Source organism: Kribbella polygonati (genome assembly GCF_050320105.1).
In the GTDB taxonomy this organism is placed as follows: Bacteria; Actinomycetota; Actinomycetes; order Propionibacteriales; family Kribbellaceae; genus Kribbella.
The window spans coordinates 3,923,070-3,935,307 of the sequence record NZ_CP190129.1; the positions used below are offsets into that span (position 1 = coordinate 3,923,070).

Sequence of the window (12,238 nt, forward strand, 5' to 3'; positions counted from 1 at the left end):
AACGGCGCGCGTTGCGTTACCCGTTACTCATTGGAGCGGCGACGGCTGAGCATGAGCACCGCCAGGAGCAGTACGCCGCTTGCTACGACGAGGCCTATCGCCACACCGGCCAGGTTGTCGGTCAGCTGGTACAGGGAGAGCGGCCAGATGACCAGGAGGATCGCGCAGCCCACCACGGCGTACGCCGAGCGCCTGGTCCGTCCGTACGCGACCAGCAGCGCCGCCGGGCCCGCCGTACCCACGGCCAGCGCCATGATCTCGCCACGCTCCTGCACCAGCCAGCAGATCGAGGAGCTGAACATCGCGGCTCCGGCGAGTGACCACGACGTCACCTGATCGCGCACCAGGCCGAGCATCGCGAACACGAACGCGACGATGATGAACCCGGTGCCGGCGATGCCCGCGCTGTTCGCGGCCGAGCCGGCGTCCGGAGTCAGGACGTCCGACGTGATCACCAGCACACCGACGGCCAGGATCCCAAAAGTTGCCACCAGCAACGATGACTCCTTGAGCCACCACAGTCCGCCGGCCGCGAGCGCCAGCGCGACCACCACCCCGGCGACCCGGCCGGCCTCCCCTTCGATCGCCACGAACGTCGCGAATCCGGCCACGCAGCAGCCCAGCGAAGCGAGCGCCGCGCTGAGCTGCGCACGACGTCCCAGCAGGGCCAGAACGACCGCGACACCGAGCAGTACGACGGCGGCCGTGGCACCGGTGCTGATCCGCGCGGCACGCCCCATCTCACCCCAGTTCGCCAAGGTCAGGAGCGCGACGGCGCCGAGCAGCAGCGCGCCGCCGACGTACCCGAGAACCTCGACCAGGGCGTTGGTATGGACCGCTACCGGCGGGGTCTTCCGCTTCGCCGGTTCGGCGGGCTCTGCGGGCCCGGCGGAAGGATGCGGGCGGCCCGGGTCGGCGAGCGCCGCGTCGATCTCCGCGTCGGCCGCGTCGCGGATCGAGTCGGCCTGGTACTGGCGCAGCACACCAGCACTCACGAGCCTCGAAAGCTCGTCGTCCAGCCGGCTCGACATGCGATCGCTTCTCCTTGTCAGCCCTACTAACATCAGGCGGCGAGATGCCTATTCTGACCAGCTACCTTGTGTCCCTAGTCAGTCACCCCCTGTTTTCGCTGCCGAGCTCCTTCCCGACCTTCTTCCGGACGGGCTCCGACGGCAAGCTGGAGATGACCGATCAGATCATCGTCGTGCCGGCCCGGATCGCCGGTCTGATCATCGGTTTCTTCGTGCTCCGCTGGGTGCTGCACAAGATCATCCGCCGGTTCGCCCGGCGGACCGGGAACGGCGCGGTGGCCGGCGTGCTCTCGAAGTCCAAGCGCGGGCAGGAGTTCGTCGAGAACACCCTCGCCAACGAACGCCGGGCGCAGCGCGCGGAGACGATCGCGTCGCTGCTGACCAGCGCGGTGACGATCGTGCTGACCGCCGTCCTGGTGGTGATGGTGCTGGCCGAGCTCGGGTTCAACATCCTGCCGGTGATCGCGTCCGCGAGCATCATCGGCGTCGCGCTCGGCTTCGGCGCGCAGACGCTGGTGAAGGACTTCCTGGCCGGCGTGTTCATGATCTTCGAGGACCAGTACGGCGTCGGCGACCTGATCGACATGGAGAAGGCGACCGGCGTCGTGGTCGCGGTCGGCCTGCGGATCACCACCCTGCGCGGCGAGGACGGCACCACCTGGTACGTCCGCAACGGCGAGGTCCTCCGGGTCGGCAACATGACCACCCGGGACCCGAACAGCACCGGCTCCTCCGGCGTCGGCTCCGGCACCGAGAAGGAAGAGGAAGCCGCCAAGTCCGACGAAGGGCCGCACGAGTAGTCAACTGTTGACGTCTTGCGATCGGCGGGGTGATGATCGAGCAGAATCATTAGGAAACCTTCCTATTGATTCGGACTCTGACCGCCCCCCGATCCAAGGAGAGTCATGAAGATCCTCGTGAGCGCGGTGACCGCCGCGTGTCTGGCGACCGGTGTCGCGTCCGTCGCGCAGGCGAGTACCCGGCCGGTGCCCAGCCCGCAGGTCCACAGCCCGCAGGTGCGGGCTGCCGACGCGGCCGCGATGCCCGCGGCGCCGTACCTGTATCTCGGCTGGGGGAACCCGCAGAAGCCCGCCGACGTGATGAAGGCCGCCGGGAACAAGTGGTTCACGCTGGCGTTCATCCTGTCCGACGGCGGCTGCAACCCGAAGTGGGACGGCAGCCGGGCGTTGACCGGCGGCTCGGACCAGTCCGCGATCAACAGCATCCGGGCGGACGGCGGGGACGTGATCCCGTCGTTCGGCGGCTGGTCCGGCAACAAGCTCGGCGAGAAGTGCGGCTCGGCCTCGGCGCTGGCCGGCGCGTACCAGAAGGTGATCGACGCCTACCAGCTGAAGGCGATCGACATCGACATCGAGGACACCGAGTTCCACAGCTCGACCGCCCGGCAGCGGGTGGTGAGCGCGCTGAAGATCGTGAAGAGCAAGAACCCGGGCATCACGACGTACATCACGATGGGCACCGACCAGGGCGGCCCGGACGCCTCGGGCGTCGACCTGATCAAGAAGGGCGCGGCCGCCGGGCTGGCGAACGACGGCTGGGTGCTGATGCCGTTCGACTTCGGCGGCGGGTCGACCGACATGGCGACGCTGACCAAGAAGGCCGAGGAAGGGCTCAAGGGCCGGCTGAAGAGCGCGTACGGCTACACCGACGACGAGGCGTACCGGCACATGGGCATCTCGTCGATGAACGGCAAGACCGACGACTCCGGCGAGACCGTCCGGCTGTCCGACTTCAAGACGCTGCTGTCGTACGCCCAGCAGCACCACCTGGCCCGCTTCACGTTCTGGGCCGTCAACCGCGACCGCGCCTGCGGCGGCGGCAACACCGACGGCGACACGTGCAGCGGGATCTCCCAGAGCGCGTACGACTTCACCAAGGTGATCGCGCAGTACCGCCGCTGAAACACACGAGTGCCCCGGCGCGGCGCGCCGGGGCACTGCTGTGCGTGGGACTCAGGCGGTGAAGGTGACGTCCAGCGTGATCGGGACGGCGGACAGCGCCTGCGAGACCGGGCAGTTCTTCTTCGCGCCCTCGGCGAACTCCGCGAACTCGTCCGCGGTCAGGCCGGGGACGTTGCCGTTCACGGACAGCTTGATGCCGGTGATGCCCTCACCCGGCTGGAAGGTCACGTCGGCCTGGGTGTCGATCGACGCCGGCGGCTTGCCCGCACCGGCGAGCGCGTGCGACAGCGCCATCGAGAAGCAGGTCGAGTGCGCGGCCGCGATCAGCTCCTCCGGGCTGGTCTTGCCGTTCGCGTCGTTCGCGCGCGAGGCCCAGGTGACGTCGTAGGTGCCGACACCGGAGGACTCCAGGGCGACCTGGCCGGCGCCCTCCATCAGCGAGCCTTCCCAGTGCGCCTTCGCCGTACGAGTGGTAGCCATGCTCGTGTTGTCTCCTTAGAAGAGGTTCAGCGTCCGGTCACGTCGATCGCGCCGGGATAATCGGGTTCGTCGGTGTTCACCATGCTCTGTGCGGCCATCACCATGTACGTCCAGATCTGCTCGTCCTGCTCGGGCGTCAGGCCGAGCTCGTCCAGCGCGGCCCGCATGTGGCCGAGCCACCGGTCCCGTTGGCTCGGGGTGACCGCGAACGGGGCGTGCCGCATCCGCAGCCGGGGGTGCCCGCGCTGCTCGGAGTACGTCTTCGGGCCGCCCCAGTACTGCTCCAGGAACATCCGGAACCGCACCTCGGCCGGGCCGAGATCCTCCTCCGGATACAGCGCCCGCAACTCCGGGTCGGCGGCAACGCCGCGGTAGAACGCGGCCACCAATCGGTGGAAGGTGTCCGCCCCACCGACGGCGTCGTAGAAGCTCTGCTGCTCAGTCATCTCGGATCCAGTCTCTCAAGTGGTCGAAACGTGCTGCAGCAGGGCTGCCCGTTCGTCGTCGCCGAGCGGGCGTTTCGCGTGCGTCGCGCCGTCGACGGCGACGATCACGGACTCCGCCTTCGCGTACACGTCCTCGGATTCGCCGCTGCGGTCGACGATCCGGGAGCCGAGCGTGTACGACGACGTACCGACGGCGCTGATCCACACGTCCACGTCGTACGGCGGGTGCCGGAGCAGGATCGGGCGCAGGTAGTCGACCGTCTGGCTGACCAGGACGCACGGGTACTGCTCGAAGTAGTCGCCGGTCGCCGCCATCAGCTGGGTGAGGAACCCGATCCGCGCTTCCTGCAGGTAGTCGAAGTACCGGACGTTGTTGACGTGGTCGTACGAGTCGATGTCCGACCACCGGACCTGGACCTGGTACGTGTACATCAGGCGCCCACCAGCTTCTCGAGCGCGGTCCGCTCCTCGGGGGTGATCCGGCGCAGGCGGTTCGCGGTGAAGTCGAACGGCACCAGCCGGGTGCGGGCCTCGACATAGGTACGGCGTTCCGGCTCGGCGTCGAGGATCTCGTAGTCGACCGTGAACGACGCGGCCCGGATCTCGGAGATCCACAGCTCGATCCGGACCGGCTCCGCGCGGAAGTGCAGCGGCGCCCGGTACTGGACCTCGTGCCGGGCGACGAGCAGGCCGGTCTCCAGCGTGTCGGCGCCGAGCTCCTTCGCGGTCCGGAACAGGAAGTCGACGCGCGCGTCCTGCAGATAGTCGACGTACCGGCCGTTGTTCACGTGACCGAGCGCGTCCATGTCGCCCCACCGCAGCGGGCAGTGGTAGACGTGGCGGTTGTGATGATCCACACCACGATCATGTCATCCGGGGTACATCCGCCGCGGACAGGCCGTGGGTAGTGTCATCTCCGGCAGACCAGTTGACCGATTGGAGTGGTGGATGAGCGCGCAGCAGCGGGTGGCGATCGTGACCGGGGCGGCCCGGGGAATCGGCGCGGCCGTCGCGCAGCGACTCGCCGCGGACGGCAACGCGGTCGCGGTCGTCGACCTCGACGAGGCGGCCTGCGAAGGCACCGTCAAGGCGATCACCGACGCCGGCGGCAAGGCGATCGCGGTCGGCGCCGACGTCAGCAAGTCCGACCAGGTCGCGGCCGCGGTCGAGCGGGTCGCCGCCGAGCTGGGCGCGCCGACGATCCTGGTGAACAACGCCGGCGTACTGCGGGACAACCTGCTGTTCAAGATGTCCGAGGACGACTGGGACACGGTCATGTCCGTGCACCTCAAGGGCAGCTTCCTGATGTCGAAGGCCTGCCAGGCGCACATGGTCGAGGCCAAGTACGGCCGGATGGTCTTCCTGTCCTCGACGTCGGCGCTCGGCAACCGCGGCCAGGCGAACTACGCCTCCGCGAAGGCCGGCCTGCAGGGCCTGGCCAAGACGCTGGCGATCGAGCTGGGCAAGTTCGGCGTCACCGCGAACGCGATCGCGCCGGGCTTCATCGAGACCGACATGACGGCGGCCACCGCGGCCCGGGTCGGCGTCGACTTCGAGGAGTTCAAGAAGGCGACCGCCGCGACCATCCCGGTGCAGCGCACCGGCACGCCGGAGGACATCGCCGCGGCCGCGTCGTTCTTCTGCAGCGAGGAGGCCGGGTTCGTCTCCGGCCAGGTCCTGTACGTCGCCGGCGGACCCCGCAACTGAGAGGGAGACGACCCATGCCGCAGACCTTCACCGGCGTCGACGAGGTGGCGCACGCCGTCGGTACCCAGCTCGGCGAGTCCGAGTGGCTGGAGATCACCCAGGAGCAGGTGAACCAGTTCGCCGACGCGACCGGTGACCACCAGTGGATCCACGTCGACGCCGAGCGGGCGGCGAAGGGCCCGTACGGCGGGACGATCGCGCACGGCTACCTGACGCTGAGCCTGATCGCCCGCTTCGGCGACGAGCTGTTCAAGGTCGACGGCGTGACGGCGAAGCTCAACTACGGCGTGAACAAGGTCCGCTTCCCGGCGCCGGTCCCGGTCGGCAGCCGGGTCCGGGCCGGCGCGTCGATCTCGAACGCGGTCGAGACCCCGGCGGGCGTCCAGGTGTCGCTCAACTGGGTGATCGAGCTGGAGAACTCCACGAAACCCGCCTGCGTCGCGGAGACCGTCGTCCTGCTGGTCCCCTAGAGCGGGCAGATCAGCACCGCGTGGGTGGCGATCCGGTGGTAGCCGAGCCACTCGTTGACCGCGAGCATGGGCGTGTTGCCGTCGTAGTTGGCCGTGTACGCGCCCTGCACGCCGGCGGTCGCGGCGCGCTGCAGGGCCGCGGCCTTGACCAGCTTCGCGAGGCCGCGGCCGCGGTACTGCGGGAGCGTCGAGGTCATCTTCGACCAGATCATCGTGTGGTCGCCGAGCCCCATCGTGAACGCCACGATCTCGTCCCGGTACAGCGCGGCCACGCTGAGGTCGAGGACCGTGTCGGCGGACTCCCAGACCGCGGCGCGCCACTCGTCGTACGGCCGCGCGGAGATCTTCGCGTCGCCGGGTTTGGTGCGCTGGGCAACCACGTCGGCGGCGTACAGCGCCTTCGGCTCGACGTCGGTGAGCGGTGCGAGCCGGACGGCGCTCGGCGGTTCGGGCTGCCGCGGCGCCTGCCGCGGGTCGATGCCCGCGTAGTGCACCTGCCGCGTCTGCCGGTACCCGAACCGGGCGGCCCACTCGACCGACGACGGGTCCGCGAACACCCGGGCGGTCGTCGCGCCCGCCTCCCGCAGGTTGGCGTGCGTTGCCTCCAGCAACCGCGTACCGGTCCCCCGCCGCCGGTGCTCCGGCCGCACCAGCAGCCGCAGCTGCCCGTCCAGCGGATCCGACCCGGCGATCAGCCCGGTCGTTGCCCAGCCCACCAGTTCGCCGCCGTCGACCGCGGCGTACGTCGCCCGCCCCGGCACACCCGGCCGAGCAAGCTCCCGCGTCAGCATGCCCCGCGTCGTCACCAGGTACGGCACCAGCTCGTCGTGCAACGCCAGCGCCTGATCCACGTCGCCAGGACCTGCCGGCCTGATCTCCATCCGAAACTCCTTGGGCACTCCAACAACCAAGTACCCGGAATCTAACGTCCTTTCAGGTGCAGACCGGAAGGAAACCGATTACAGCTCTGTCTCAGAGCGTTCGCAGCAGGCACAGTTCGGTGTGTACGCGGCGGTAGCCGAACCAGTTGTTGATGGCAAGCATCGGTCCGTTGGCGTCGTCGTTCGACGTGTACGCCGAGGTGAGCCCGGCCGCTGCTGCCTTACGGAGCGCGACGGACTTGACGAGCTTCGCGAGGCCTTTGCCGCGGTACGGCGGGATGGTGCCGGTCATGCCCGACCACATCCGGTCACCCGCTGTCTCGACGACCGTGAACGCGGCCACCTCGTCGCCGGCCATCGCGGCGACGCTGAGGGTCTTGTCCACGGACGGGTTCTTCCAGATCTCCTCGAACCACGCGTCGTACTCGACGGCGTCCAGCGGCGAGTCGCTCGGCTCGTCCAGCGAGGCGATCGAGTCGGCCTCGTACGCCGCCCGCGGGTCCACCGCGTCCAGCGGCACCAGCACGATCCCGTCCGGCGTCGGCGGCTGCTCGGGCAGGCCCGTCAGCTCCACGCCCGCGTAGTGCATCTGGCGCGTCCCGTCGTACCCGAGGTTGCGGGCGAACTCGAGACCCTCCGGCTGGACGAACGTCCGCACCCTGACGGCGCCGACCTCGGTCAGATGCTGGTGCAGCCGCTCGGCGAGCTCGCTGCCGATGCCCTGCCCGCGGTGCTCCGGGTGGACGAAGATGAGCAGCCCGGCCTGCCCGGGTTCGCTCGTCCACACGTTCAGCCCGGCCGACGCCCAGGCCACGATCTCGCCGTCGCGTTCGGCGACCAGCGGGAGGAACCGCTCCCCCGGTGCCTGCACGGTCAGCAGGTGCCGGACCGCCGCGGTCGACATCACCTTGTACGGCGCCACCACCCGACGTACCGCCGCCACCGCCGCCGCGTCGTCGGCCACGGCCTGCCGTACCACCGCCCGAGTCCTCATGCTCCGCGACCCTAGCCAGGGCGCCGTACGCACGCCACGCATTAAGAGACGTGATCGCGCGGGTCCCGTGATTCGGCTGTGGGGCGAACTCGTATTAAAGTAGCGCGGTGCTGTCGGACTGAATGCCCCGACCGCCGGAAGTGCCATCGTGGTTGCACGCGACGGGGTCACCGGCGGCGGGGCGTCCACATCTAGCCTGGACGTATGCAGCTCACCGACGGCGCGGCGGCCGCGAGAGTTCTCGCCGACCTGATGGTTTCCGACGGCCCACGCGCGGAGTACGCCGACGCGTTCCGCCCGTTCGCCCCCTTGATCGGCAGCTGGGACCTCGACGTCGCCTGGTACGACGCGACCGGTGCCGTCACCCGCCGTACGCACGGGGAATGGCACTTCGCGTGGGCCCTCGACGGGCGCGCGGTCGCCGACGTGTGGATCACGCCGAGCCGGCTGGCCCGCAACGACGACGGTGACGGAGAGTGGGGCCTGTCGATCCGGATCTACGACCCGGAACTGCAGGCGTTCCGTTCGACCTGGATGGGCCCGAAGGCGGCGTTCGTGATGCCGTTCGTCGCGCACGCGAGCGGTGACACCATCACGCTCGAGGCACAGTCGGCGAACACCCGCTGGGAGTTCACCGGGATCACCGTGGACGGGTTCCACTGGCGCAACGAGGACATCGATGCCGACGGCAACGTCATCCTCCGGCAGACGTTCGTGGCGACCCGTCAGCCGTAGGTCGCGACGGCCGCCCGGGCCAGCTCCAGCATCCGTTCCCGCAGGTCCACCGGCGCCAGCACCTCCAGATCGCCGGCGAACCCGAGCAGTACGCCGCACGCGGCCTCCCGGACGCGGAAGTGCAGCCGCAGGTGCGGCCACTCGTCGTCGGCCGGTACGTCGCGCGGCACGTCCCCCTTGGCCAGCATCGGCGCACTGATTCGCCGGATCAGCTCGACCTTGTCCGGCCGGACCCGGGTCAGTACGTCGACGCCGACCGGCGCGTGCCGCTCCAGCCCGGACCGCAGCCGCTCCCACTCCGCGCGCACGTCCAGCCCGGCGGGCCGCTCGGCCGTCTCCTCGAGTACGTCGACCTCCTCGACCCGCGACACCCGGTACATCCGGGCGGCGCCGCGATGCGCGGCCACGAGGTACCAGCGGCCTGCCTGCTCCACCAGACCCCACGGGTCGACCGTTCGTTGCTGCACGCCCTCACTGGCCGACGCGTACCGCAGGCGCACCCGGCGGCGCTTCACGACCGCTTGCCGCAGTACCGGCAAGGCACCGGTGTCCTCGGCGTCCGCGAACCACCGGCGCCGGTCGACCACGATCGCCCCGGACAGCGCGTCCGCGTCGTCCTGCAGCTCCACCGGCAGCGTCGCGGACAGCTTGCCCATTGCGGTGTGCAGCGCGTCCTGCAGACCCAGCTCCTCCGACAGTGCAGCCCGCCCGGACCACGCGAACAACGCCTGCGCCTCCCGCGGCGTGAGCTCACTGACGTCGGCTCGGTACCCCGGGAGCAACACGCAGCCCCCGTTACGCCCGCGCTCGGAGTACACCGGTACGCCGGCCGCAGACAGCGCCTCCATGTCCCGCATGACCGTCCGCGACGACACTTCCAGCCGCTCCGCGAGCTCCCGCGCACTGAGCCGCTCGTGCCGCTGCAACAACAGGATGATCTGCAACAACCGGTCCGCCCGCATGCTGCGAACAATACGCGACAGAAGATGTCACATATTGCCCGCGATGCTCTCTTCATGACCATCGTTGAGAACGACCCCCGACCGCTCTTCGTCCGCGCCCTCGACCAGACGGAACAGCTGATCACCACCACCAGCCCGGACGACCTCACCCTGCCGACGCCATGCGATGAGTACGACGTCAACACGCTGCAGGGGCACCTGCTGACCGTCATCGCACGCATCAACCTCGCATTGCAGGGCGGCGACCCGCTGACGATCCCAGTGGTGACCACGGGCGTCGACGACGTACCGGCCGCATGGAAGGAACGCCGCGTTGCCCTCGACGCGACGCTCGCCGACGACACCGTGCTCGGGCGGATCTGCAAGCTGCCGTGGGCAACGCTGCCGGGAGCTGCCGCGATCGCCGGCTACACAGGCGAGCTCACGACGCACTCCTGGGACCTGGCCAAGGCCACAGGTCGTGTGAGCTCGCTCGACGACGCCCTGGCGACACAGGTGCTGCCCATGGTCCGTCAGTTCATTCCGGCCGATCAGCGCGGCGGCCACGTCCCGTTCGGCCCGGTGGTGCAGGTGGCCGACGACGCCACGCCGTACGACCAGCTGGCCGCCTGGCAGGGTCGTCAGCCCTAGACGATCCCGCCGTTCAGCGTGAGGCCCCCATCGATCGTGATGGTCTGGCCGGTGATCCAGGACGCCTCGTCGGACAGCAGGAACCACACCAGCGACGCAACGTCCTCCGGCCGGCCAAGACGACCCAACGGGTACGCCGCCGCGACCTTGTCCTCACGCCCTTCGTAGAGCGCTCCGGCGAACTTGGTCTTGACCACCGCCGGAGCCACGGCGTTCACTCGGATCTCCGGAGCCAGCTCCATCGCCAACTCCTGCGTGACCCGCGACAGCATCGCCTTGGTCGCGCCGTACCACCCGATGCCGGGCGAAGGCGCCAGACCGGCCACCGAGGACAGGTTCACCACAGCGCCGCCGTGTGGCCCCATCCAGGCGTCCCGGCACGCCTTCACCCAAGCGACGGCCGCCAGTACGTTCGTGTCGACCATCTTGGCCGCCACCGTCTGGTCGACGTCCAGGAGCTTCCCGTAGATCGGGTTGATGCCGGTGTTGTTCACCAACAGATCGACCGAGCCGTACGTCGCCACCGCGGCCGCTACGACCGCCCCGCGGTGTGAGGGGTCCGCGGCGTTGCCCGCGATCGCAAGAGCGTGCTCACGACCGCCCAGGCTCTGCACAGCCTCATCCAGCGTCTCCTGGGTGCGCCCGGTGATGACAACCCGCGCGCCGTCGGCCACCAGGCGCTGGGCGACCGCCAGCCCGATCCCGCGCGAGGCTCCGGTGACGATCGCCGTCCGGCCGTCCAGGCTCATCAGCTGAGGCGCTCGAGCACGATCGCCATGCCCTGCCCGCCGCCGACGCACATCGTCTCGAGGCCGAACTGCTTGTCCTCGAACTGCAGCCCGTTCACCAGCGTGGTCATGATCCGCGCACCGGTCGACCCGAACGGGTGGCCGAGCGCGATCGCGCCGCCGTGCACGTTCAGCTTGTCCTCGTCGATGCCGAGCTCGCGCGCCGACCCGATCACCTGGACCGCGAACGCCTCGTTGATCTCGACCAGGTCGATGTCGTCGATGCTCATCCCGGCCCGCGCCAGCGCCTGCTTCGACGCCTCCACCGGGCCGAGGCCCATGATCTCCGGCGACAGACCGCTCACCCCGGTCGACACGATCCGCGCCAGCGGCGTCAGGCCGAGCTCCCGCGCCTTGGTGTCGCTCATGATCACGACCGCGGCGGCGCCGTCGTTCAACGGGCAGCAGTTGCCGGCCGTCACGGTCCCGTCCGGGCGGAACACCGGCTTCAGCCCGCTGACGCCCTCGAGCGTGGTCCCCGCCCGCGGGCCGTCGTCCTTGCTCACGACAGTCCCGTCCGGCAGCGTCACCGGGACGATCTCGCGCTCGAAGAACCCGTTGCCGATCGCCTTCTCGGCCAGGTTCTGCGACCGTACGCCGAACACGTCCTGCTCGGCCCGGGTGATCCCGCGCAGCGTCGCGACGTTCTCCGCGGTCTGCCCCATCGCGATGTAGATGTCCGGGATCTGCCCGTCCTGGCGCGGGTCGTGCCAGGTGTCGTTGGTCTCGGCGTACTTCTCGGTCCGCGCCACCGCGTCGGTGAAGACCGGGTTGAACGAGCTCGGGTCCCCGACCCCGGCCGACCCGAAGTTCTTGTACCGCGACACGCACTCGACGCCGGCGCTGACGAAGATGTCGCCCTCGCCGGCCTTGATCGCGTGGTACGCCATCCGGGCGGTCTGCGTCGACGACGCGCAGAACCGGTTCACGGTGGTCGCCGGCGTGTTGTCCCAGCCGAGCTGCACCGCGACCCGGCGGGCCATGTTCCCGCCGTGCTCGTCGTGCGGCTCCGCACACCCGAGCGCCAGGTCCTCGATCTGGTCCCCGGTCAGACCCACCTTGTCGACGGCCGCCTTGATCATCTGGACGGCCAGGTCGTCCGGCCGGATCGTGGTCAGCGACCCCTTGTGCGCCCGCCCGATCGGCGAACGCGCCGTGGACACGATGACTGCTTCAGGCATGTCGGTTTCCC

At 69.6% G+C, this 12,238-nt stretch carries 16 protein-coding genes; 6 read left to right on the forward strand and 10 right to left on the reverse strand.

The features are described 5' to 3' along the window. Nucleotides 1-23: 23 nt before the first annotated feature. Nucleotides 24-1,031, reverse strand: a complete 1,008-nt coding sequence (locus ACQHIV_RS18645; protein ID WP_427895956.1) for a hypothetical protein — start codon at nt 1,029-1,031, stop codon at nt 24-26. Between the two features lie 152 nt (nt 1,032-1,183). Between ACQHIV_RS18645 and ACQHIV_RS18650 the strand changes: the two genes are divergently transcribed. After that, nucleotides 1,184-1,831, forward strand: coding sequence for a mechanosensitive ion channel family protein (locus tag ACQHIV_RS18650; protein ID WP_427895957.1), 648 nt, complete (start codon nt 1,184-1,186; stop codon nt 1,829-1,831). A gap of 105 nt (nt 1,832-1,936) precedes the next feature. Next, the gene (locus ACQHIV_RS18655) at nt 1,937-2,953 is read left to right on the forward strand and encodes a chitinase (RefSeq protein WP_427895958.1); all 1,017 of its coding nucleotides are present in this window, start codon (nt 1,937-1,939) and stop codon (nt 2,951-2,953) included. A gap of 51 nt (nt 2,954-3,004) precedes the next feature. On the opposite strand, the gene ACQHIV_RS18660 is transcribed toward ACQHIV_RS18655, so the two are convergent. From ACQHIV_RS18660 to ACQHIV_RS18675, 4 genes are read right to left on the reverse strand one after another with little or no spacing between them, the layout of a single operon-like run. Next, nucleotides 3,005-3,433 (reverse strand): OsmC family protein, encoded by a 429-nt coding sequence (locus ACQHIV_RS18660; RefSeq protein WP_209698828.1) that lies wholly within the window; start codon nt 3,431-3,433, stop codon nt 3,005-3,007. A 26-nt stretch (nt 3,434-3,459) separates the two neighbouring features. Next, complete coding sequence (locus ACQHIV_RS18665; RefSeq protein WP_427895959.1) at nt 3,460-3,879, reverse strand: globin; 420 nt, start codon at nt 3,877-3,879, stop codon at nt 3,460-3,462. A gap of 15 nt (nt 3,880-3,894) precedes the next feature. Continuing rightward, a complete protein-coding gene (locus ACQHIV_RS18670; RefSeq protein WP_427895960.1) occupies nt 3,895-4,311 on the reverse strand; it encodes an acyl-CoA thioesterase in 417 nt (138 codons plus the stop codon). Then, nucleotides 4,311-4,736 (reverse strand): acyl-CoA thioesterase, encoded by a 426-nt coding sequence (locus tag ACQHIV_RS18675; RefSeq protein ID WP_380198985.1) that lies wholly within the window; start codon nt 4,734-4,736, stop codon nt 4,311-4,313. The genes ACQHIV_RS18670 and ACQHIV_RS18675 overlap by 1 nt, the downstream gene beginning before the upstream one ends. Before the next feature lie 91 nt (nt 4,737-4,827). Here ACQHIV_RS18675 and ACQHIV_RS18680 point away from each other — a divergent pair, with 91 nt between their 5' ends. Together ACQHIV_RS18680 and ACQHIV_RS18685 are read left to right on the forward strand one after the other, a co-directional pair. Continuing rightward, on the forward strand, nt 4,828-5,586 hold the full coding sequence (locus tag ACQHIV_RS18680) for an SDR family oxidoreductase (RefSeq protein WP_427895961.1): 759 nt from the start codon (nt 4,828-4,830) through the stop codon (nt 5,584-5,586). 14 nt (nt 5,587-5,600) lie between these two features. Continuing rightward, nucleotides 5,601-6,056 (forward strand): MaoC family dehydratase, encoded by a 456-nt coding sequence (locus ACQHIV_RS18685; RefSeq protein ID WP_427895962.1) that lies wholly within the window; start codon nt 5,601-5,603, stop codon nt 6,054-6,056. Here the strand turns inward: ACQHIV_RS18685 and ACQHIV_RS18690 are convergent. Together ACQHIV_RS18690 and ACQHIV_RS18695 are read right to left on the reverse strand one after the other, a co-directional pair. Then, nucleotides 6,053-6,937, reverse strand: a complete 885-nt coding sequence (locus ACQHIV_RS18690) for a GNAT family N-acetyltransferase (protein ID WP_427895963.1) — start codon at nt 6,935-6,937, stop codon at nt 6,053-6,055. The two genes, ACQHIV_RS18685 and ACQHIV_RS18690, sit on opposite strands and share 4 nt — an antisense overlap. 91 nt (nt 6,938-7,028) lie before the next feature. Further along, on the reverse strand, nt 7,029-7,931 hold the full coding sequence (locus ACQHIV_RS18695) for a GNAT family N-acetyltransferase (RefSeq protein WP_427895964.1): 903 nt from the start codon (nt 7,929-7,931) through the stop codon (nt 7,029-7,031). 204 nt (nt 7,932-8,135) lie between these two features. On the opposite strand from ACQHIV_RS18695, the gene ACQHIV_RS18700 reads away from it, so the two are divergent. Next, a complete protein-coding gene (locus ACQHIV_RS18700) occupies nt 8,136-8,666 on the forward strand; it encodes a hypothetical protein (protein ID WP_427895965.1) in 531 nt (176 codons plus the stop codon). Here the strand turns inward: ACQHIV_RS18700 and ACQHIV_RS18705 are convergent. Beyond that, on the reverse strand, nt 8,657-9,628 hold the full coding sequence (locus ACQHIV_RS18705) for a helix-turn-helix transcriptional regulator (RefSeq protein ID WP_427895966.1): 972 nt from the start codon (nt 9,626-9,628) through the stop codon (nt 8,657-8,659). The two genes, ACQHIV_RS18700 and ACQHIV_RS18705, sit on opposite strands and share 10 nt — an antisense overlap. Before the next feature lie 54 nt (nt 9,629-9,682). Here ACQHIV_RS18705 and ACQHIV_RS18710 point away from each other — a divergent pair, with 54 nt between their 5' ends. After that, entirely contained in the window at nt 9,683-10,258 is a 576-nt protein-coding gene (locus ACQHIV_RS18710) for a TIGR03086 family metal-binding protein (protein WP_427895967.1), read from the forward strand. Here the strand turns inward: ACQHIV_RS18710 and ACQHIV_RS18715 are convergent. Beyond that, on the reverse strand, nt 10,255-11,007 hold the full coding sequence (locus tag ACQHIV_RS18715; RefSeq protein WP_427895968.1) for an SDR family oxidoreductase: 753 nt from the start codon (nt 11,005-11,007) through the stop codon (nt 10,255-10,257). The genes ACQHIV_RS18710 and ACQHIV_RS18715 overlap by 4 nt on opposite strands. Then, a complete protein-coding gene (locus ACQHIV_RS18720) occupies nt 11,007-12,227 on the reverse strand; it encodes an acetyl-CoA C-acetyltransferase (protein WP_427895969.1) in 1,221 nt (406 codons plus the stop codon). Before ACQHIV_RS18720 ends, ACQHIV_RS18715 begins: the two co-directional genes overlap by 1 nt. Nucleotides 12,228-12,238 lie beyond the last annotated feature (11 nt).

What these genes read in the sequence shown, in the direction of transcription:
- ACQHIV_RS18695 (WP_427895964.1), bottom strand. Translation starts at nt 7,931, where the DNA reads ATGAGGACTCGGGCGGTGGTACGGCAGGCCGTGGCCGACGACGCGGCG.
- ACQHIV_RS18690 (WP_427895963.1), bottom strand. Translation starts at nt 6,937, where the DNA reads ATGGAGATCAGGCCGGCAGGTCCTGGCGACGTGGATCAGGCGCTGGCG.
- ACQHIV_RS18715 (WP_427895968.1), bottom strand. Translation starts at nt 11,007, where the DNA reads ATGAGCCTGGACGGCCGGACGGCGATCGTCACCGGAGCCTCGCGCGGG.
- ACQHIV_RS18710 (WP_427895967.1), top strand. Translation starts at nt 9,683, where the DNA reads ATGACCATCGTTGAGAACGACCCCCGACCGCTCTTCGTCCGCGCCCTC.
- ACQHIV_RS18685 (WP_427895962.1), top strand. Translation starts at nt 5,601, where the DNA reads ATGCCGCAGACCTTCACCGGCGTCGACGAGGTGGCGCACGCCGTCGGT.
- ACQHIV_RS18660 (WP_209698828.1), bottom strand. Translation starts at nt 3,433, where the DNA reads ATGGCTACCACTCGTACGGCGAAGGCGCACTGGGAAGGCTCGCTGATG.
- ACQHIV_RS18655 (WP_427895958.1), top strand. Translation starts at nt 1,937, where the DNA reads ATGAAGATCCTCGTGAGCGCGGTGACCGCCGCGTGTCTGGCGACCGGT.
- ACQHIV_RS18670 (WP_427895960.1), bottom strand. Translation starts at nt 4,311, where the DNA reads ATGTACACGTACCAGGTCCAGGTCCGGTGGTCGGACATCGACTCGTAC.
- ACQHIV_RS18680 (WP_427895961.1), top strand. Translation starts at nt 4,828, where the DNA reads ATGAGCGCGCAGCAGCGGGTGGCGATCGTGACCGGGGCGGCCCGGGGA.
- ACQHIV_RS18645 (WP_427895956.1), bottom strand. Translation starts at nt 1,031, where the DNA reads ATGTCGAGCCGGCTGGACGACGAGCTTTCGAGGCTCGTGAGTGCTGGT.
- ACQHIV_RS18705 (WP_427895966.1), bottom strand. Translation starts at nt 9,628, where the DNA reads ATGCGGGCGGACCGGTTGTTGCAGATCATCCTGTTGTTGCAGCGGCAC.
- ACQHIV_RS18700 (WP_427895965.1), top strand. Translation starts at nt 8,136, where the DNA reads ATGCAGCTCACCGACGGCGCGGCGGCCGCGAGAGTTCTCGCCGACCTG.
- ACQHIV_RS18720 (WP_427895969.1), bottom strand. Translation starts at nt 12,227, where the DNA reads ATGCCTGAAGCAGTCATCGTGTCCACGGCGCGTTCGCCGATCGGGCGG.
- ACQHIV_RS18665 (WP_427895959.1), bottom strand. Translation starts at nt 3,879, where the DNA reads ATGACTGAGCAGCAGAGCTTCTACGACGCCGTCGGTGGGGCGGACACC.
- ACQHIV_RS18650 (WP_427895957.1), top strand. Translation starts at nt 1,184, where the DNA reads ATGACCGATCAGATCATCGTCGTGCCGGCCCGGATCGCCGGTCTGATC.